The following is a 19,074-nucleotide window of genomic DNA, read 5'->3' as shown; positions in this document are numbered from 1 at the left end:
CGCCGGAGCGCAGATCGGTGATGGCGGAATAGTCACTGCACAGCGCGGTGTCAGACATTGACGGCTCCCAGTGCGGTCTGCTCTGCCAGCTCGGCCACCTCTGCGGAGGTCGGCATGGCGGTCGAGCACTCGAGCCTGCCGGCCACGATGGCCCCGGCGGCATTGGCGTAACGAAGGGTCTTCTCCAGGGGCCACCCGTTGAGCAGGCCATGGCACAGGCTGCCGCCGAACGCATCCCCGGCCCCGAGGCCGTTGACGACGTCAACCTCGTTGGGCGCCACGGTGACCGAGGATTGCCGGCTCTTACCGAGCACACCTCGGGGGCCCTGCTTGACGATCGCCAACTCGACGCCGAGGTCGAGCAGCGCATCGGCGGCTTTGTGCGGGTTCGATTCGCCGACGGCGATCTCGCACTCCTCGCGGTTGCCGACGGCGACGGTGACGTGGGTCAGGGCGCGCTGCACCTGCTCGGTCGCGGCGGCCGGCGACGCCCAGAACATCGGCCGGTAGTCCAGATCGAGGACCGTCAGTGGACTGCGGCTCTGCCCATTCTCTTCGCGCAAGCGCTCATCGCGCGCCGCCCATGCCGCGAAATGCGCCGTGCGACTTGGTTCCTCGGACAGGCCGGTGACCGTCGCCCAGAACAGTCGCGCCGAGCGCACTGCGTCGGCGTCGACGTCCTGCGTGCTGATCTGCAGATCGGGGGCGCTGGGCTTGCGGTAGAAGTAGAGCGGAAAGTCATCGGGAGGGAAGATCTCGCAAAACGTCACCGGCGTCGGGAACTGTCCGTGGGTGGTGACGTAGCGGTTGTCCACGCCGAGGCGGGTGAGTTCGGCACGCACGAACCGTCCGAACGGGTCGTCGCCGACGCCGGAGATCAGCGCGGCACGATTGCCCAGGCGCGCGGCGGCCACCGTGACGTTCGCGGCGCTGCCGCCGAGGAACTTTCCGAAGGTCTCGACATCCTCGAGGCCGACACCCACCTGCAGTGGGTACACGTCGACGCCGCATCGCCCGATCGCGAGCACGTCATATGGCTGATTGGTCATCAAAGTCACTCCGACGGGTAGGTGGGTGGCTGATGAAGACTGTGCCCCGCGTCACCACACGGTGTCAATATTTTGTCCTGACATTCTATCTTTCAATCATGAAATGCTAGGATGCAGCTACCCTTGGCTGGCCCCTCGAGATCGGAGCGCGACGTGCCCCTGACAGTGGAGCTCGACAGGTCAAGCCCTGTTCCTCTCTACTATCAGCTCGCTCAGGCGATCGAGACCGCCATCCGCGAGGGCGAACTCGCGCCCGGCGACCGTTTCGAGAACGAACTCGCGCTCGCCAAGCGACTCACCTTGTCGCGTCCCACGACCAGGCGGGCCATCCAGGAACTCGTGGACAAGGGACTGCTGGTGCGCAAGCGCGGCGTCGGCACCCAGGTGGTCCAGAATCCGGTGCACCGCCGCGTCGAGTTGACCAGTCTGTTCGACGATCTCGCACGTGCCGGTCAGGAGCCCACCACCCGGCTGCTCGACTACCGCGTCGGCAAGCCCGACGAGGAGGTCGCCCGTGAGCTGAACCTGGCCGAGGACCGCGAGGTGGTCTCCATCCAGCGTCTGCGCTGCGCCAACGGTGAGCCGTTGGCTGTGATGATCAATCACCTGCCGGTGGAGATCGCGCCCGGCGCGGACGAACTGGAGGGCACCGGGCTGTACCAGTCGATGCGGGCCCGTGGCGTGCACATCCGGCTGGCGCGTCAACGGATCGGCGCCCGAGGTGCCACCCGCAGCGAGGCGCAGCTACTCGACGAGAAACCCAACGCTCCGTTGTTGACGATGGCGCGCACCGCGTTCGACGACTCCGGAGTGGCGGTCGAGTTCGGCAACCACTGCTACCGGGCGTCGCGCTACTACTTCGACACCACGCTCGTCGACCGCTAGCCCACCCCTCGCCGGAACGTTATTCCAGGCGAGGATTTTTCGAGATTTCCCGCTTGGAATACCGTTCCGGCGGGGGTCAGGAGAACGCGGCCCGGAAGGACTGCAGCGCCGCCTCGCTGTCGCCGGACGCCCACGCCTCCAGCCCGACGGTGCCCGTATATCCCATGGCGCGCAACGCTTCGGCGATCGCCGGGTAGTTGATCTCACCGGTGCCGGGCTCGCAGCGGCCCGGGACGTCGGCCACCTGGATCTCGCCGATGGCGTCGCCGCAGCGGCGCACCAACTCGATGAGGTTTCCCTCGCCGATCTGGGCGTGGTAGAGGTCCAGCATCATCTTCACGTTCGGGTGCGCGACGCCCTCGACGAGCGCCAGGGTGTCCTTGGCGCGGGCCAGCGGCACCCCGGGGTGGTCGACGACCGTGTTGAGGTTCTCCACGCAGAACGTCACACCGGCCGCGGCGCCGAGCTCGCCGATGCGCTCCAGCGTGCGCGCCGCGGTGAGCCACATCTGGCCGGTGGCGCGTTGCCGAGGGCGGGCGGCCTGACCGTCGACGAGTTCGGCGGTGTGCAGGTTGAGCCGGGTCACTCCCAGCCTCTTTGCGGCCTCGATGCTCGCCTCGGCGGTGCGGATCACCTCGTCGGCGGACGCCGGGTCGATCAGGTCGCCGTGCAGATAACCGGTCATCGACGTGAACGTGGCGCCCGTGGCGGCCAACGCGTCGAGATCCTTGTCGTGCCAACTCCAGATCTCGACCGCGAAGCCGAGGTCGTGGATGCGGCGGACGCGGTCGAGTATCGGCAGCTCGGTGAAGACCATCTCCGACGACACCGCGAGCTCAAAGGCGCTCACCGGGGTGTCCCCGTCAGTGGCAGATCCATGTGTCGGGGCATGCGTGTCTCCGCTCTCGCGCTGGAAATGGTCCGTACCGTGGGCCGTTCGTGCCGATCTCGTGCACAGCGGTGATATCGCCGGACGGTGTCGCGGCTCAACCGCCGGTGCCGTGATCTGCGTCGATGCTAACCCGCAAATGACTTGCAGTCCTAATGTCAGGACAAACTCTTGACTTTCCACTGTGAGGCGTATTACATCACCAGAGAAGCGTGTCGCTCGTCATGGACCCGGGTGGTTCGGCAGGCGTCGCGGCGATCTCGAGGACAAGGAGAGACAATGACGTTCAAGCGACTCGCGGCGGTGGCCGGAGCGGGCGTCCTGGCGTTGGGGATCGTGTCGTGTTCCTCGACCGGTGGAGCGCCAGAGGGATCCGGCGACGGGTCCGGCGGAGGAACCGTGGACACCCCCCGGATGACGATCGCGATGATCACCCACGAGGTGCCCGGTGACTCCTTCTGGGACCTGGTCCGCAAGGGCGCAGAGACCGCCGCCAAGAAAGACAACATCGAACTGCGGTACTCCAACGACCCGGAGGCGCCCAACCAGGCCAACCTGGTGCAGAGCGCGATCGACAGCGGGGTCGACGGCATCGCGGTGACGCTCGCCAAGCCCGATGCCATGCAGGCCGCGGTGAATGCCGCTGCGGAGAAGGGTATTCCGGTCGTGGCGTTCAACGCCGGCATGGATTCCTGGAAGGAGATGGGCGTCAAGGAGTACTTCGGTCAGGACGGCTTCATCGCCGGACAGGGGGTCGGTGACCGACTGCGAGCCGAGGGCGCGACCAAGGCGTTGTGTGTCATCCAGGAACAGGGGCATGTGGACCTGGAAGCGCGCTGCGCCGGTGTCCGAGACACCTTCCCGGCAACCGAGGTCCTCAACGTCAACGGCAAGGACATGCCGTCGGTGGAATCGACGATCACGGCCAAGCTGCAACAGGATCCCAGCGTCGACTACGTCGTCACCCTCGGTGCTCCGTTTGCGCTCACCGCGGTTCAGTCGGCGGACAGGGCCGGCAGCGAAACCAAGATCGGCACCTTCGACACCAACGCCGCGTTGGTCGGCGCCATCGAGTCCGGGGACGTGCAGTGGGCTGTGGACCAGCAGCCGTACCTGCAGGGCTACCTCGCGGTGGACTCGCTGTGGCTGTACCTGAGCAACGGCAACGTGCTCGGTGGAGGCCAGCCCACGCTGACCGGCCCGGCGTTCATCGATCAGACCAACATCGACGCGGTGGCCGAATACGCAAGGAACGGAACGCGCTGATGACCACCCAGTCAGAGATGGACGTGGCGCCCCACAAGGCGGTTCGCGACGAGCGGGTCAAGGAACGTAACCGGGTGCAGCGCTTACTGATCCGTCCCGAGGTGGGCGCGGCGATCGGCGCGATCGGGATCTTCGTCCTCTTCCTGATCGTGGCAGAACCGTTCCGCGAGGCCTCCTCGCTGGCCACCGTGCTCTACGCCAGTTCCACCATCGGCATCATGGCCTGCGGTGTGGCCGTGCTGATGATCGGCGGCGAGTTCGATCTGTCGACCGGTGTGGCAGTGACGTTCAGTTCACTGGCGGCGTCGATGCTGGCCTACAACCTGCATCTGAACCTCTGGGTCGGCGCCGCGTTGGCGCTGGTCCTGGCATTGACGGTCGGATTCTTCAACGGCTTCCTGGTGATGAAGACCAAGATCCCCAGCTTTTTGATCACGCTGAGCACCTTCTTCATGCTCGCCGGAATCAACCTCGCCGTCACCAAGTTGGTCGCCGGTCAGGTCGCCACCCAGAGCGTCAGCGACATGCAGGGCTGGGATTCGGCACGTGCGGTGTTCGCCTCGTCGTTCACGGTGTTCGGCGTGAGCATCCGCATCACCGTGGTGTGGTGGTTGGTCTTCACCGCCGTCGCCACCTGGGTGCTGTTCAAGACCAAGATCGGCAACTGGATCTTCGCGGTGGGTGGCGACAAGGAAAGCGCACGCGCCGTGGGTGTTCCGGTCACGGCTGTCAAGATCGGCCTGTTCATGTTCGTCGGTTTCTGCGCCTGGTTCGTCGGCATGCATCTGCTGTTCTCGTTCAACACCGTGCAATCCGGCCAGGGCATCGGCAACGAGTTCTTCTACATCATCGCCGCAGTCATCGGCGGGTGTCTGCTGACCGGCGGCTACGGCACAGCGATCGGTGCCGCGATCGGCGCATTCATCTTCGGTATGACCAACCAGGGCATCGTCTACGCAGGCTGGGACCCCGACTGGTTCAAGTTCTTCCTGGGCGCGATGCTGCTGTTCGCGGTGATCGCCAACAATGCCTTCCGCAACTACGCAGCAAAGAGGTGACTCGGTGACCACCACAGTCGAAAAACCCAGCAGCGACGCCCCTTCGGGCGGCAACGTGCCGCTTGTCGAACTGAAGAACGTCGGCAAGTCCTACGGCAACATCACCGCGCTCAAGGACATCTGCCTGCGCGTGCACGCCGGCGAGGTCACCGGCATCCTCGGTGACAACGGTGCCGGAAAGTCCACGCTCATCAAGATCATCTCCGGGCTCCATCAGCAGACCGACGGTGAACTGCTCGTCGACGGCGAACCGACCAAGTTCGGCTCACCGGCGGACGCGCTGGAGAAGGGCATCGCGACGGTGTACCAGAACCTGGCCGTCGTGCCGTTGATGCCGGTGTGGCGCAACTTCTTCCTGGGTCAGGAGCTCCGGAAGAAGTCGTTCCCGTTCTCGTTGGACGCCGACGCGATGCGGGCGACGACGCTGACCGAACTGTCCAAGATGGGTATCGACCTGCCCGACGTCGACGTGCCGATCGGCTCGCTGTCGGGCGGTCAGAAGCAGTGTGTCGCGATCGCACGCGCCGTGTTCTTCGGGGCCCGGGTACTGATTCTCGACGAGCCCACGGCCGCGTTGGGGGTCAAGCAGTCCGGTGTGGTGCTGAAGTACATCACCGCGGCCAAGGAGGCCGGGTTCGGGGTGGTGTTCATCACCCACAACCCCCATCATGCGCACCTGGTCGGTGACCACTTCGTCCTGCTCAACCGCGGCAGGCAGAAGCTGGACTGCACCTACGACGAGATCACGCTCGAGCACCTCACACAGCAGATGGCCGGCGGTGACGAGCTCGAGGCGCTCTCCCACGAGTTGCGGGGCGGCAAGAACTAGCGGGAACGGCGCGCCGAATGCCCTGTCTGCCGATTGGCCGACAGGGCATTCGGGTATAGCAGCCCCAATGACCCCGTCAACACTGAAGACCGAAGATGCAGGACCGAAGACCGTCAGCCGCAGCGTGCAGGTCGGCGCCCCGATCGCGGAGATTTTCGCGATGATCGTCGATCCTCACCGCCATCCCGAGATCGACGGGTCCGGCACGGTGCGCGACATCGAAGTCAAGGGTCCCGACCGGCTCACCGAGGGCGACAAGTTCACCGTCGGCATGACGCAGTACGGCCTGCCCTACAAGATCACCTCGACAGCCACCGAGGTGCAGGAGAACCGGGTCGTCGAGTGGCAACATCCGCTCGGCCACCGCTGGCGCTGGGAGTTGGCCGAGGTGAGTCCCGCGACCACGAAGGTGACCGAGACGTTCGACTACTCCACCGCCAAGCTGCCCATCGTCATCGAACTACTCGGCTTGCAGAAGAAGAACGCCGAGGGCATCGAGTCCACCTTGACCTCGCTGGCCGACCGATACGACCTGCACGCTTCATAGGGCCGCAGGCCAACGTTCACGGTCTCGACACGGCATCGTCCGCAGCGTCGACAGGCCGACCCCGCCCGGTCACGGCACAATGGTGGTCATGGATCGGGATTTCGAGTCGCCTGCCGTTCCGGTATGGCGTGACCCGCTGTCGGCAGGCTGGCGCGCGCACCGCAACCTGTTGATGCTGCGTCTGCGCTGGCACGAGCGGCGCGGTTTCACTCGCCGCGTGGTAGCCACCGGCCCGCCGACGCTCAGCGGGGATTCATCCCCGCGGCCCGGTAGGCGTCGTCGATGAGGCCCATGTTGGCCACGGCGTCGGCGGTGTCGAGCGGTAGCGGCGCGCCGTGCTGGACGTGGGCGGCGAAGGCTTCGAGCTGATACGTGTAGGTCGCTCGGCTGCCGAGGTGCTCGACGGTTGTCCCGGCCTCGGTGGTGATGGTGAGCCTGTCGTCGTCCTGCGGCTTGATGAAGTTGTGCGCCAACACATCGCCGCGGGTGCCGACGATCCGCAGCGTGAACGAGTGCTTGTCGGCGAGCATCGAGTTGGCCGAATACCCGGTGGCGCCGCCAGGTAATTCCAGCTCCACGTCACACCGCGCATCGACGTCGGGGCCGGCGTGTTCGCAGTGTCCGGCCGTGGCTCCGACGACTCTCGGTGCGCCGAACCGACGCATGACGTGCAGGCCGTAGCAGCCGAGATCCATCAGGGCGCCACCGGCGAGCTCCAGCGACCACCGCGGATCCTCGGGCGGCGGTGCCGGCATACCCATCCGGACCTCCACATGGGTCAGCTCACCGAGGGATCCGTCGTCGGCGAGTTCGAAGGCCCGACGCGTGAGGGGATGGAACAGGTAGTGAAACCCCTCCAGAACCGTCACCCCAGCCTGGTCTGCGGCCGCCGCCACGCGCTGTGCCTCCTCGCGGTCCCGGGCGAACGGCTTCTCGGTCAGCACCGGCTTCCCGGCAGCCACTGCGGCCAGGTTCCACGGTGCGTGCAACCCGTTGGCCAACGGGTTGTAGACGACGTCGACCTCGGGGTCGTTCACCACGTCCCCGTACGACGCCAGCACCCGCTCCACACCGTGTGCGTCGGCGAACGCCTTGGCGCGCAACGGGTCACGCGACGCGACTGCGACCAGCCGGTGACCGAGTTCCCTGGCCGGACCGACGATGGCCGACTCGGCGATCCGGGACGCGCCGAGCACTCCGATTCGCAGGCCGCCGGTCTGTCGGCGTGCTGCGGGAGCCGCGCTCACACCTCCACCGCGCGGCACACGTCCTGCAGGTAGGCCACACTCGCGCGCACGTCGCCGATCGGGCCCTCGCCGGCGGGTTCGCCGGCCAGGATGGTGTCCTGCTCCATGACGAACCAGCCGTCGTAGCCGTTGGCGCGCAGCGCTGTCACCAGACCGGCGATGTCGACGTCGCCGCGGCCCAGCGGGGTGTAGATCCCGTCACGTACGGCGTCGGTGTAGGTCAGCTCACCTGCCTGCACCCGCGCGGCCATCGCCGCGTCGACATCCTTGAGGTGGGCGTGGGCGATCCGGCCCGGCACGTCTCGTGCCAACTGCACCGGGTCTGTCCCGCCGATCAGCAGATGTCCGGTGTCCAGACACAGCTGGATCGCCGAACCGTCCAGCACGCGTTGCACTTCGGCACGGTTCTCGACCATCGTGCCGACATGCGGATGCAGCACCGCGAGTATGCCGCGGTCGGCGGCAGCCTCGGCCAGCCGGTCCAGATTGCCCAACAACGTGGACCACTGCGCATCGTCGAGGGTCGGGCGCGAGTCGTACCCGTCGGACCCCGTCGCCGCGGCGAGCACGAGGACATCCGCCGCAGACGCCACCAGCGACTCGAGCGGCCCGGCGATGTCGGTCGCCGGATCGTGTGCGGTGTCATGCAGCACCACCGGGACGAACGATCCGACACAGCTGAGTCCGTAGGAGCCCAACAGCGTCGTCAACTCCTCGGGCTGCGACGGCAGAAACCCCTGCGGCCCTGTCTCGGTCGCCGACAGGCCGACCTCACGCATCTCGGCCAGCACCCGCTCCGGCGTCAGCTGATGGCCCCAGCCGGGGACCTCGCACACACCCCACGAGATCGGTGCACCTGCGAACTTCACTTCTGTGTCTCCTTTCGAACCGACTCGAGCGATACCGGGACGCCCCGGCGCAGTGACTCTGTGGCGGCTTCGGCGATCCATGCCACCTCGACCGCATCGGCGACGGTGGCGCCCCGATTCGGCCCTCCCCGAACCACATCGACGAAACCGCTCAGCTCGGTGCGGAAGGCCTCGGTGAAGCGGTCCATGAAGAAGTGGTGTGGTGGTCCGGTCGGGAAGTCGTTGGGAGAGGAGAAGCGTGGGTCGCCGTTGCGAACGGGAGCGCCCTGATCCCAACCTGCGACCACCGTGTCGTCGAACCCGTGGGCCTCGAGTCGGCAGTCATACCCGCGTCCGTTGTACCGCGCCGCGGACACCACTCCGAGCGCGCCGCCGTCGAACCGCACCACGATGGCGGCGGTGTCCACGTCGCCGTACTCGGTGAACAACGGATCTCCCTGGACGCTGCCGGTGGCGTACACCTCGACGGCGTTCTGCCCGGTGATCCAGCACAACACGTCGAAATCGTGAACCGCGCAGTCACGGAAGATGCCGCCGGAGCCCTTGATGTAGTCCATCGGCGGGGGAGCGGGGTCCATGGTGGTGCTGCGCACGGTATGCAGCGCGCCCAGCGAGCCGTCCTCGACCGCGCGTTTGACGGCGGCGAACGCTGTGTCGAAGCGACGCTGATAGCCCACCTGCACCGGAACACCCGAGCGGGCGATCACCTCAGCCACCCGGGCGCTCTCGGCGGCACTGGCCGCGATCGGCTTCTCGCAGAACGTCGGCAGGCCGCGGTCGACGGCCGCCAGCGTCAACTCCGCGTGTGCCGGCGTGGCCGCCGCGACCACCACCCCGTCGACTCCCGAGGACAGTAGCTCCTCGACCGAGTCGGCCGGTGTGGCACCGTATTTCGCTGCCGCCTCCTTGACGACGTCAAGCCGTTCGTCGGTGATCACCAGGCCGGACACATCCGGCAGGTTGGTCAGCGTCTCGGCGTGGAACGCACCGATGCGGCCGAGCCCGATGAGGCCGAGGGTGGTCATGGAATTCTCCGTTCGTTCTGGTCGCCGAGTGCGACGTCGAGGTCCTCTGGGGGGAGGTCGTCGGCCAGCGCATCCAGCACGACGTCCACCTGGCTGGCCGGTGCCAGGCTGCCGATCGGCTGATCGCTGTCCAGGTTGGTGGGGAAGGCGTAACCCTCCGCGGTGGCGACCACCACGTTCTCCAGCTCTCGGTGAGACCGTCCGGCTGCCTGCATCGCCCGCAGGGCGGGGTAGACCGAACGCACCATCGCGGTGCGATCCAGCGCCTCCATCGCCCGTCCGAACGGCGAGGAGATCTGCAGTAGGTTCGCGATGCGCCGGATTCTCGGCGAGATGTTGGCGCCTGCACCGTGATACAGCGCCGGGTTGAAGAACACCGCGTCACCCTTCTGCAGCGGCAGCTGGACGTGGCGGTGGGCGAAGTAGTCGACGAACTCGGGCCGGTTGAACGCGATGTAGCCCCCGGCGAAACGCTGCGAGTGCGGCAGCAGCATCGTCGGCCCACTGTCAACGGGCATGTCGCAGTGGGCAACCGCTCCCTGCAGCGTCAGCACCGGCGATGTGCGGTGCACATGCGCGGGGTAGCCGGCGAGGTGTTCCGGGGGAACGAAGCCGAGGTGGTAATCGCGGTGCGGAACCTGTGCCGCACCGCCGGGATTGACGACGTTGACCTGAGAGGTCACCTGATAGCGGGGCCCCAGCCACGCCTGGCAGATCACGGCCAGTACGTCGTTGGCGTAGTAGTCGGCGAACACCGCGGGGCTGTGCAGCGCCAACTTCTGGGCCGCGTTCCAGATCCGGTCGTTGGCGCCCGGCTTGCCGAAGTGATCGCCGGCCGCCACCCCGTTCGCCCGTTGCGCCTCGATGAGCGCGAAGAACGCGTCGTTGGCGCGATCGACGACCTCGGCATCGAATGCCCCGGTGAACACGACCACCCCTGGGCCGTCCCCGAGGGCCCGGATGAGTTCGGACTGCAGCGCCCGCCGGTCCCCGCGGGCCATGGAGTCTGGGGTGTAGACGAGGACGTTGCTGCGGACGTCGTCGGCGAGCGGATAGTCGCCGAGGTCGGTGTCGCGTTCCACCTCGGCGCGAAACGCGTCCAGGTCGAAGTCGGACTCGTCCAGCCACGGTGCCGGAGTCGCGCGCACTGGTGCTCCCATGGCAGCTAGTCTTGCTGTGATCGGCACCGCAATCAACGGCATGAATCCATCAAAAACACCTCATTCAGTGACCGCGAGCAGACGCAAACTCGTGCGATATGAGGTCAAAGTGGACGACTTTGCGTCTGCTCGCGGGAGAAGCGGCACAGGCGCAGGAGGGGAGGTGAAGTGTCGCACCGCTACAAGGTCCGCGAGATCGCCCAGCAAGCCGGTCTGAGTGAGGCGACCGTCGACCGGGTGCTGCACCACCGCCCCGGGGTCCGCCAGAACACCGTCGCTGAGGTCCACCAGGCGATCGCCGACCTGGACAAGCAGCGGGCACAGCTACGCCTCAACGGACGCCGGTACCTCGTCGACATCGTCATGCAGACCCCGCGGCGCTTCTCCGACGCGTTCCGGGCGGCGGTCGAAGCAGAACTGCCAGCGTTCGCACCGGCGATGCTGCGGGCCCGGTTCCACCTGTGGGAGTCGGGTTCGACAGCACAGATGGTCGAGGCGCTGCGGCGGTTGCGCGGCAGTCACGGGGTAGTGCTCAAGGCCCAGGATCAGCCCGAGGTGGCCGAGGCGATCGACCGCCTGGTCGACGCCGGGGTGCCGGTGGTGACCTATGCGACCGACGTGCCCGCGAGCTCGCGCTGCGGCTACGTCGGCATCGACAACCACGGTGCCGGGCTGACCGCCGCGTACCTGGTGGACCAGTGGCTGGGACCCGCGACCGCCGATGTCCTCATCACGCTGAGCCAGACGGTGTTCCGCGGCGAGGGGGAGCGCGAGGTCGGGTTCCGGTCCGGGCTGCGCGGTACCGGCCGGGGAATCGTCGAGGTCAGCGACAGCGATGGCATCGACGCGACCAACGAACGACTGGTCCTCGAGGCGCTCGAGAGCCACCCTGCGGTGGAGGCCGTCTACTCCGTCGGCGGCGGCAACCTCGCGACCGTCGCGGCGTTCGAGAAACTCGGGCGGGCATGCCGGGTTTTTGTCGCCCACGACCTCGACGCCGACAACCGGAGACTGCTGCGGGAGGGGCACATCTCCGCGGTGTTGCACAACGACCTGCGTGCCGATGCGAGGCTGGCGTTGCGGTTGATCCTGCAGGAGCGAGGCGCTCTGCCGACGGAGCCGGCACGGCCGGTCCCGATTCAGGTCATCACTCCCCACAACCTGCCGGCGTGACCGCAAAATCGTCGAAACCGGCCTTTCCCCGATAACATCTCGCCCCACGGTGTCGAAAACGCGCCGACGACCTAGATCAGGGAAACGATCGGTGCCGCAAGAGTTCATCAACGGTGTGACCGTGCTGGGCAACCTGGCCATCGATGTCATCGACGGTGCGCCCCGGAGTCCCGGTGGCTGCGCGTCCTTCGCCGGGGTGGCGCTGGAGGCCTCGGGCGTGCCCGGTCGGATCGTCGCGATGGGTGCTGAGCAGGATCATTCGCTGTTCGATGCGCTGCTCGAACGTTTCGGTGACCTGATCCGGGTCCTGCCGTCGGACCGGACGAGCGCCTTTCGACTGGACTACGACGACGTCGACCATCGCCACATGTCGGTCGACGCGATCGGTCCCGTCTGGGGTCAGGCCGAAGTCGAGGCCGCCGATCCCGATACCACCTGGGTGCACCTCGCCCCGCTGCTGCGCACCGACTTCCCGGCCGAAACGCTGAAGCTGCTCTCCGACCGCGGCCACCGGGTGGCCTACGACGGCCAGGGGCTGGTGCGCGCCGATCGGCTGGGCCCGCTGGTGGAGGATCGCCACTTTCCCGCGGGCCTGCTGGACCACCTCGACGTCCTCAAGCTCGCGGAGGACGAAGCCATCGTCGTCGCCGACGGCCCCTTCGATGCGGAGGTGGCCAAGCGGCTCGGGGTGCCCGAGATCGTGGTGACCTACGGCTCCGAGGGGTGCCACATCTACACCGACGGGGAGATCACCCGCGTTCCCGCTGCGTGGCGGGTGCTGGATGTGCAGACCACGGGTGCCGGCGACATGTTCACCGCGTGCTACGTGGCCAACCGCGCCGCGGGAGCGGATCCGCGACGGGCTGCCGAACTGGCGAGCGACCTCGTCGCCGGCGAACTCGAGAAGCGGCGTCAGGTCCGGTCGGTTCAACTCGGCTGAGGCCCCCGACGCTGCTCGCAGGCGGCTACTGACGAGTAACCGCAATCTTAGAGAACGTCGTTCTCGAAAACGTGACGAAAACCACAAATTTGTCGCACGTCACCCGGCTTCACGCACCTGAACTGGTACTTCGATCCTTCTTTACGTGCCGGTAACGGGTGTGCCGCTTTCAGGGCAGCCTAAGAGAAGTGCAATAATCGGTACTCCCGGTGACAGAAACAATTGGGTACAACTTGTTCGACGGTGCGCCGTGCGCTCGCAGCCCTATCTGCGACCCGGACCGGCGCAGCCTGACTAGATTTCGAAAGGCAGGGTCGTGGGTCAGAACGGCACAGCCAACGGCGACGGCGCCGCGACAAATCCCGCCCCGCGGCAGAAGCTCGAAAAGGTCGTCATCCGCTTCGCCGGCGATTCCGGCGACGGTATGCAGCTCACCGGTGACCGCTTCACCTCCGAAGCTGCATTGTTCGGCAACGACCTTGCCACGCAACCGAATTACCCGGCCGAGATCCGCGCGCCCCAGGGCACTCTTCCCGGTGTCTCCTCGTTCCAGATCCAGATCGCCGATTACGACATCCTGACCGCCGGGGACCGTCCCGACGTTCTCGTCGCGATGAACCCGGCCGCGCTGAAGGCCAATGTCTCCGACTTGCCCCACGGCGGTCTGATCATCGCCAACTCCGACGAGTTCACCAAACGCAACCTGGCCAAGGTCGGTTACAGCGCCAACCCGTTGGAGACCGACGAGCTGTCCGACTACGTGGTGCAGGCCGTGCCCATGACCACGCTGACACTGGGCGCCGTGGAGTCCATCGGCGCCACCAAGAAGGACGGCCAGCGAGCCAAGAACATGTTCGCGCTCGGCCTGTTGTCGTGGATGTACGGGCGCGAACTCGAACACAGCGAGTCGTTCATTCGCGAGAAGTTCTCCCGCAAGCCCGACATCGCCGAGGCCAATGTGCTGGCGCTGAAGGCCGGCTGGTACTTCGGTGAGACGACAGAAGCCTTCGCGACCACCTACGAGGTCTCGCCGGCCAAGCTCAAGACCGGCGAGTACCGGCAGATCTCGGGCAACACCGCGCTGGCCTACGGGTTGGTGTCCGCAGGCCACCTCAGCGACATCCAGGTGGTGCTGGGCACCTACCCGATCACGCCCGCCTCCGACATCCTCCACGAGCTGTCCAAGCACAAGAACTTCAACGTCCTGACCTTTCAGGCCGAGGACGAGATCGCCGGTATCGGTGCGGCCATCGGCGCGTCCTATGGCGGTGCGCTGGGTGTCACCAGCACCTCGGGACCGGGCATCTCGCTGAAATCCGAGGCGATCGGACTGGCCGTGATGACCGAGCTGCCCCTGATCGTCATCGACGTGCAGCGCGGCGGACCGTCGACGGGGCTGCCCACCAAGACCGAGCAGGCCGACCTGCTCCAGGCGCTGTTCGGGCGCAACGGTGAATCACCGGTGGCCGTGCTGGCGCCGCGGTCGCCGTCGGATTGCTTCGACATCGCCATGGAAGCCGCCCGCATCGCGGTGCACTATCACACGCCGGTGATGATTCTGTCCGACGGCGCCATCGCCAACGGTTCCGAACCGTGGCGGATCCCCGACGTGACCAGCTACGAGCCGATCAGGCACACCTTCGCCAAGACCGGCGAGCCGTTCGCGCCCTACGCCCGCGACCCGGAGACCCTGGCCCGGCAGTTCGCGATACCCGGCACCCCCGGTCTGGAACATCGAATCGGTGGCCTCGAGGCGGCCAACGGCTCGGGCAACATCTCCTACGAGCCCAAGAACCACGACCTGATGGTTCGGCTGCGGCAGGAGAAGGTGGCCGGCATCAAGGTCCCCGACCTCGAGGTCGACGATCCCAGCGGTGAGGCCGAGTTGCTGATGCTCGGCTGGGGCAGCAGTTACGGCCCCATCGGCGAGGCTTGCCGGCGCGCCCGGCGCAAAGGGATCAAGGTCGCCCAGGCGCATCTGCGCAACCTGAATCCGTTCCCGGCCAATGTCGGTGAGGTGCTGGCGAAGTACTCCACGGTGGTGCTGCCGGAGATGAACCTCGGGCAGCTGGCGTTGCTGCTGCGCGGAAAGTACCTCGTGGACATCCAGTCGGTGACCAAGGTCGAGGGCATGGCGTTCCTCGCCGACGAGGTCGAGGGCATCATCGACGCCGCGCTCGACGGAACACTCGGCGAGAAAGAACTCGAGAAGGCGAAATTCGCCAGGCTGGCGGCGGCCACCATCGAGGATCCGGCCGCAGTGGCCGACGACGCAACTGGTGTGGGAGCGAACGCATGACTGACCTGGTAGGAAGCGATCTGGGGCTGACCCCCGGCGGTCTGACCAAGACCAGCCTGGTGCCGACGACGGACCAACCGCAGAAGTCCAAGGACTTCACCAGTGACCAGGAGGTCCGCTGGTGCCCGGGTTGCGGTGACTACGTCATCCTCAACACCATCCGCAACTTCCTGCCCGAGTTGGGGCTGCGTCGCGAGAACATCGCGTTCGTCAGCGGTATCGGTTGCTCGAGCCGGTTCCCGTACTACCTGGAGACCTACGGATTCCACTCGATCCACGGCCGGGCGCCGACGATCGCCACCGGACTCGCGCTGGCCCGCGAAGATCTGTCGGTGTGGGTGGTCACCGGTGACGGTGATGCGCTCTCGATCGGCGGCAACCACCTCATCCACGCGTTGCGACGCAACATCAACATCACGATCCTGCTGTTCAACAACAGGATCTACGGGCTCACCAAAGGCCAGTACTCGCCCACCTCCGAGGTCGGCAAGGTCACCAAGTCCACCCCGATGGGGTCGCTCGACTACCCGTTCAACCCGGTGTCGCTGGCTCTGGGCGCCGAGGCCACGTTCGTCGGCCGCGCCATGGACTCCGACCGCAAGGGCCTGTCCGAGGTGCTGCGCGGTGCGGCCGCCCACCGGGGCGCGGCACTGGTCGAGATCATGCAGGACTGCCCGATCTTCAACGACGGCTCATTCGACGCGCTGCGCAAGGAAGGCGCCGAAGAGCGGCTGATCAACCTCAGCCACGGTGAGCCCATCACCTTCGGCGCCGACGGTGAATACTGCGTGGTGAAATCGGGCTACGGTCTCGAGGTCGCCAAGACCGCCGATGTGCCCGCCGCCGAGATCGTGATCCATGACGCACAGCTCGAGGACCCGGCATATGCGTTCGCATTGTCGCGGCTGTCCGAGCAGAACCTCGATCACATGGTGATGGGCATCTTCCGTCAGGTGAGCAAGCCGACCTACGACGACGCAGCCCGTCAGCAGCTCTCCGCGGCGCGTGATGCCAAAGCCCACGACACGGCGGCACTGCAGTCGCTTCTCCGGGGCAAAGACACCTGGACCGTTGACTGACTGACGGTCGACACAGTGCGCTAACGTCACCGATGTGACGTCGTCCCTGCCGTTGGCCGCCGTAGTACTTGCGGGCGGCGCCTCCCGGCGGATGGGCCGGGACAAGGCCACGTTGCCCTTCGAAAGCGCTGCCGGCCCGACCACGCTGGTCGAGCGGGTGGTCTCGATCGTGGCGATGCGATGTGCCCCGGTCTACGTGATCGCCGCGCCCGGCCAGAGGCTGCCCGAACTCCCCGCACTCGTGCTCCGCGACGATGTACGCGGAGTGGGTCCGCTGCTCGCCGCCGGTCGGGGACTGCGCGCGGCGGCGGAGGCCGGATTTGAGCACGCCTTCGTCTGTGCTGTGGACATGCCCGAGTTGACCACCGAGCTGATCGACACTTTGGCCGGGCCGGCCGAACGCCTGGGCGCCGATGTCGTGCTGCCGTGGGATGGCCGCGACCACTACCTGGCCGGCATCTACCGCACCGCCCTGTTCACCACCATCGAGGCGCTCGTCGCGTCCGGAGAGCGAAGCATGCGGTCCCTCACGGTGGCCGTCGACACCCAGCGGATCGTGATGCCCGAGCAGCCCGCCCTGACGAACGTGAACACGATGGCCGATCTGGACGCCGTGATCCCCCCGCGATTGGTCTAGCAAATTCATTTGTGATCAGCACTGAATTCTCACACTCAATTCTCCTATTCATGCCACCGAATTAGTGCGTATTATTTTCGTGATAAGCGAACACCACAGAAGAATTGGCTGCGGCGTCTCGCTGCGCGTGACCGGCCAGAAGGGCTTGTCCCGCAACGGTGTTGATCGTCGAATTGGGTGAAAACGTCGCGGAGGTACGCGAATCCGCTGTCCAGATGGCTTGAATGTGCGGTCGGGGCCGTCGGACGAGCATGGGCTGCCCGCAGCGGGGTGGTTCCTAGCCCCGAATGCACCCGAAAGGCGTTGCCGGACAACCAGAAAACGTCAATAGACGGGCCTGTGCGACGGGGGGTCGACGGTGCTCGGCGCCACTTCTCTGTCCAGCGAATTCCCTGTGGCACAACATCGTCGACCGGTGTTGAGGCGATGTCGTGCCACGCGTGGTGTCTGACACGCCACGGCCGTCCGTTTGGTGATGCCGATCTGCGTCAACGTGTCTGCCATACCCCTTCCGCACCTCCTAGACGGTGTTCCAGCTCACAAATCACCGGTGATCTGACTCACGTGTGTGCCGGGGTGGGCAGGTTTCTACGCCGGCGACAAACCGCCAGCTGACCTGCGCGAACGACCGAAGAATGCGGCTGTGATCATTCCGTTATTTGCGTGCGACACGACGTGAGGCGATATGACTTTGCGCGAAGTGCTTTGTACGGTCCCAAACAGCCTCTACGGAGCAAATAATTCAAAACCACGAACCTGCGTGCGTGGGGCCTGCGGGAGGCGATCAGCCTCCCGCCGGTCGTCGGGTCCGAGACTCCGGCGAGGTGACATCCGCCCCCCTGTCGTGCCCGACCGAGACGGCGCGACCCAATCAACCTGCCTGACTCCAGGCACCGTGCCCGCCCATGTGCGGGCGCTGATGGCGCGCGCTTGGCGAAAGGATCGAAGTTGAAGAACATCCGCAAGACGTTTGGTCTGGCCACCATCGCGGGAGCGCTGACCGTTGCGCCGATGGCTGTGTCGATCGGTACCGCCAATGCGGACAGCGTCAACTGGGATGCCGTGGCGGCATGCGAGTCGGGCGGCAACTGGTCGATCAACACCGGTAACGGCTACTACGGCGGCCTGCAGTTCGCGATGGGCACCTGGAAGTCCAACGGCGGCTCGGGTTCGCCCCACCATGCCAGCCGCGAAGAGCAGATCCGGGTGGCCGAGAACGTGCTGCAGACGCAGGGCATCGGCGCATGGCCGACCTGCGGTGGACGCGGCTGACCCCCGTACTCACCTGAAAAGGGGCGGTGCCGGCAGACGCCGGCGCCGCCCCTTTCTTCTCAGGGGTCTCTTACGTCAGATAAGCAACTACTAAAACTTTCACCTCCTGCGTAACAGGTGATCCTCGTCACCCGACAGACCGGATAACCGCAGCGTGAGAGCGCGCCACCACTTCACTTGCGGGCCTTGAGTCACAACGGTCGGGGAAGGACCGCAGAGATGAACATTCGTAAGGTTGTCACCAAAGGCCTGATGGCCACCGCGATCTCCGGAGCGCTCGCCGTCATCCCGATGACACTCGACGGCTCCACCGCCACCGCGCACGCCGACTCGGTCAACTGGGACGCGATCGCGCAGTGCGAATCCGGCGGGAACTGGTCGATCAACACCGGCAACGGCCACTACGGCGGTCTGCAGTTCAAGCCGGCGACCTGGTCGTCCAACGGCGGCGTGGGCAACCCGGCGACGGCGTCCCGTTCTGAGCAGATCCGGGTCGCCGAGAACGTCCTGCGGACCCAGGGCATCAAGGCCTGGCCCAAGTGCGGCGCCAAGGGGATGGCCGCCCAGGTGTGGGGCAACGCGCCCACCGCCCCTGCTTCTCCGGCCCCGGCCACGGTTCCCGCGAAGGCGACCGGGTGCGCCGGCATGCCGACCTCGGTCTTCGGCGGCCTGCTCGACCTGCGCAAGATGTGCACCGCGCTGACGACACCGCGCTCCGCGCGCTGAGGGCACCGCGCTCCGCGCGCTGAGGGCACCGCGCTCCGCGCGCTGAGGGCACCGCGCTCCGCGCGCTGAGGGCACCGCGCTCCGCGCGCTGAGGGCACCGCGCTCCGCGCGCTGAGGGCACCGC

At 66.5% G+C, this 19,074-nt stretch carries 18 protein-coding genes; 12 read left to right on the top strand and 6 right to left on the bottom strand.

The genetic code is table 11. The features are described 5' to 3' along the window. Window positions 1-50: 50 nt before the first annotated feature. Window positions 51-1,049: a 5-dehydro-2-deoxygluconokinase gene (iolC, locus tag BEMPMBAN_RS29400; RefSeq protein ID WP_159234925.1), complete on the bottom strand. Its 999-nt coding sequence runs from the start codon at window positions 1,047-1,049 to the stop codon at window positions 51-53. Window positions 1,050-1,160: 111 nt separating this feature from the next. On the opposite strand from iolC, the gene BEMPMBAN_RS29395 reads away from it, so the two are divergent. Continuing rightward, window positions 1,161-1,934 carry a GntR family transcriptional regulator gene (locus BEMPMBAN_RS29395; protein WP_272952258.1) on the top strand — a complete coding sequence of 258 codons (774 nt, stop codon included), beginning with the start codon at window positions 1,161-1,163 and terminating at the stop codon, window positions 1,932-1,934. A 76-nt stretch (window positions 1,935-2,010) separates the two neighbouring features. On the opposite strand, the gene BEMPMBAN_RS29390 is transcribed toward BEMPMBAN_RS29395, so the two are convergent. Then, window positions 2,011-2,784, bottom strand: a complete 774-nt coding sequence (locus tag BEMPMBAN_RS29390; protein WP_200846152.1) for a TIM barrel protein — start codon at window positions 2,782-2,784, stop codon at window positions 2,011-2,013. A 318-nt stretch (window positions 2,785-3,102) separates the two neighbouring features. Between BEMPMBAN_RS29390 and BEMPMBAN_RS29385 the strand changes: the two genes are divergently transcribed. The 4 genes from BEMPMBAN_RS29385 (at window position 3,103) to BEMPMBAN_RS29370 (ending at window position 6,523) form a co-directional block, all read left to right on the top strand. Beyond that, the gene (locus tag BEMPMBAN_RS29385) at window positions 3,103-4,089 is read left to right on the top strand and encodes a substrate-binding domain-containing protein (protein ID WP_159234923.1); all 987 of its coding nucleotides are present in this window, start codon (window positions 3,103-3,105) and stop codon (window positions 4,087-4,089) included. Then, window positions 4,089-5,147: an ABC transporter permease gene (locus BEMPMBAN_RS29380; RefSeq protein WP_159234922.1), complete on the top strand. Its 1,059-nt coding sequence runs from the start codon at window positions 4,089-4,091 to the stop codon at window positions 5,145-5,147. The genes BEMPMBAN_RS29385 and BEMPMBAN_RS29380 overlap by 1 nt, the downstream gene beginning before the upstream one ends. A 4-nt stretch (window positions 5,148-5,151) precedes the next feature. Next, window positions 5,152-5,976: an ATP-binding cassette domain-containing protein gene (locus BEMPMBAN_RS29375; protein ID WP_159234921.1), complete on the top strand. Its 825-nt coding sequence runs from the start codon at window positions 5,152-5,154 to the stop codon at window positions 5,974-5,976. Between the two features lie 67 nt (window positions 5,977-6,043). Continuing rightward, complete coding sequence (locus tag BEMPMBAN_RS29370) at window positions 6,044-6,523, top strand: SRPBCC family protein (protein WP_159234920.1); 480 nt, start codon at window positions 6,044-6,046, stop codon at window positions 6,521-6,523. Between the two features lie 242 nt (window positions 6,524-6,765). On the opposite strand, the gene BEMPMBAN_RS29365 is transcribed toward BEMPMBAN_RS29370, so the two are convergent. Genes BEMPMBAN_RS29365 through BEMPMBAN_RS29350 form a run of 4 tightly spaced genes read right to left on the bottom strand, consistent with a single transcriptional unit; the run spans window position 6,766 to window position 10,824 of the window. Then, a complete protein-coding gene (locus BEMPMBAN_RS29365) occupies window positions 6,766-7,770 on the bottom strand; it encodes a Gfo/Idh/MocA family protein (protein WP_234897758.1) in 1,005 nt (334 codons plus the stop codon). Further along, complete coding sequence (locus BEMPMBAN_RS29360; protein ID WP_234897757.1) at window positions 7,767-8,639, bottom strand: sugar phosphate isomerase/epimerase family protein; 873 nt, start codon at window positions 8,637-8,639, stop codon at window positions 7,767-7,769. Before BEMPMBAN_RS29360 ends, BEMPMBAN_RS29365 begins: the two co-directional genes overlap by 4 nt. Next, window positions 8,636-9,664, bottom strand: coding sequence for a Gfo/Idh/MocA family protein (locus BEMPMBAN_RS29355; RefSeq protein WP_159234918.1), 1,029 nt, complete (start codon window positions 9,662-9,664; stop codon window positions 8,636-8,638). Before BEMPMBAN_RS29355 ends, BEMPMBAN_RS29360 begins: the two co-directional genes overlap by 4 nt. Then, a complete protein-coding gene (locus tag BEMPMBAN_RS29350) occupies window positions 9,661-10,824 on the bottom strand; it encodes a phytanoyl-CoA dioxygenase family protein (RefSeq protein WP_200846151.1) in 1,164 nt (387 codons plus the stop codon). The genes BEMPMBAN_RS29355 and BEMPMBAN_RS29350 overlap by 4 nt, the downstream gene beginning before the upstream one ends. A 168-nt stretch (window positions 10,825-10,992) precedes the next feature. Here BEMPMBAN_RS29350 and BEMPMBAN_RS29345 point away from each other — a divergent pair, with 168 nt between their 5' ends. The 7 genes from BEMPMBAN_RS29345 (at window position 10,993) to BEMPMBAN_RS29315 (ending at window position 18,950) form a co-directional block, all read left to right on the top strand. Then, on the top strand, window positions 10,993-11,997 hold the full coding sequence (locus BEMPMBAN_RS29345; RefSeq protein WP_159234916.1) for a LacI family DNA-binding transcriptional regulator: 1,005 nt from the start codon (window positions 10,993-10,995) through the stop codon (window positions 11,995-11,997). A gap of 115 nt (window positions 11,998-12,112) precedes the next feature. Further along, window positions 12,113-12,937 (top strand): PfkB family carbohydrate kinase, encoded by an 825-nt coding sequence (locus tag BEMPMBAN_RS29340; RefSeq protein ID WP_159234995.1) that lies wholly within the window; start codon window positions 12,113-12,115, stop codon window positions 12,935-12,937. 316 nt (window positions 12,938-13,253) lie between these two features. Then, window positions 13,254-15,236, top strand: a complete 1,983-nt coding sequence (locus tag BEMPMBAN_RS29335; RefSeq protein WP_159234915.1) for a 2-oxoacid:acceptor oxidoreductase subunit alpha — start codon at window positions 13,254-13,256, stop codon at window positions 15,234-15,236. Next, window positions 15,233-16,315 carry a 2-oxoacid:ferredoxin oxidoreductase subunit beta gene (locus BEMPMBAN_RS29330; RefSeq protein ID WP_159234914.1) on the top strand — a complete coding sequence of 361 codons (1,083 nt, stop codon included), beginning with the start codon at window positions 15,233-15,235 and terminating at the stop codon, window positions 16,313-16,315. Before BEMPMBAN_RS29335 ends, BEMPMBAN_RS29330 begins: the two co-directional genes overlap by 4 nt. A 34-nt stretch (window positions 16,316-16,349) precedes the next feature. Next, on the top strand, window positions 16,350-16,952 hold the full coding sequence (mobA, locus tag BEMPMBAN_RS29325; RefSeq protein WP_159234913.1) for a molybdenum cofactor guanylyltransferase: 603 nt from the start codon (window positions 16,350-16,352) through the stop codon (window positions 16,950-16,952). 948 nt (window positions 16,953-17,900) lie between these two features. Continuing rightward, complete coding sequence (locus BEMPMBAN_RS29320; protein WP_159234912.1) at window positions 17,901-18,224, top strand: transglycosylase family protein; 324 nt, start codon at window positions 17,901-17,903, stop codon at window positions 18,222-18,224. 219 nt (window positions 18,225-18,443) lie between these two features. Then, window positions 18,444-18,950, top strand: a complete 507-nt coding sequence (locus tag BEMPMBAN_RS29315) for a transglycosylase family protein (RefSeq protein ID WP_159235004.1) — start codon at window positions 18,444-18,446, stop codon at window positions 18,948-18,950. Window positions 18,951-19,074 lie beyond the last annotated feature (124 nt).

The sequence above is a fragment of the Mycolicibacterium austroafricanum genome, from assembly GCF_902705885.1.
Classification (GTDB): Bacteria; Actinomycetota; Actinomycetes; order Mycobacteriales; family Mycobacteriaceae; genus Mycobacterium; species Mycobacterium vanbaalenii_A.
The sequence above is the reverse complement of the archived record's forward strand: the minus strand, read 5'-3'. Positions and strand labels throughout refer to the sequence as shown.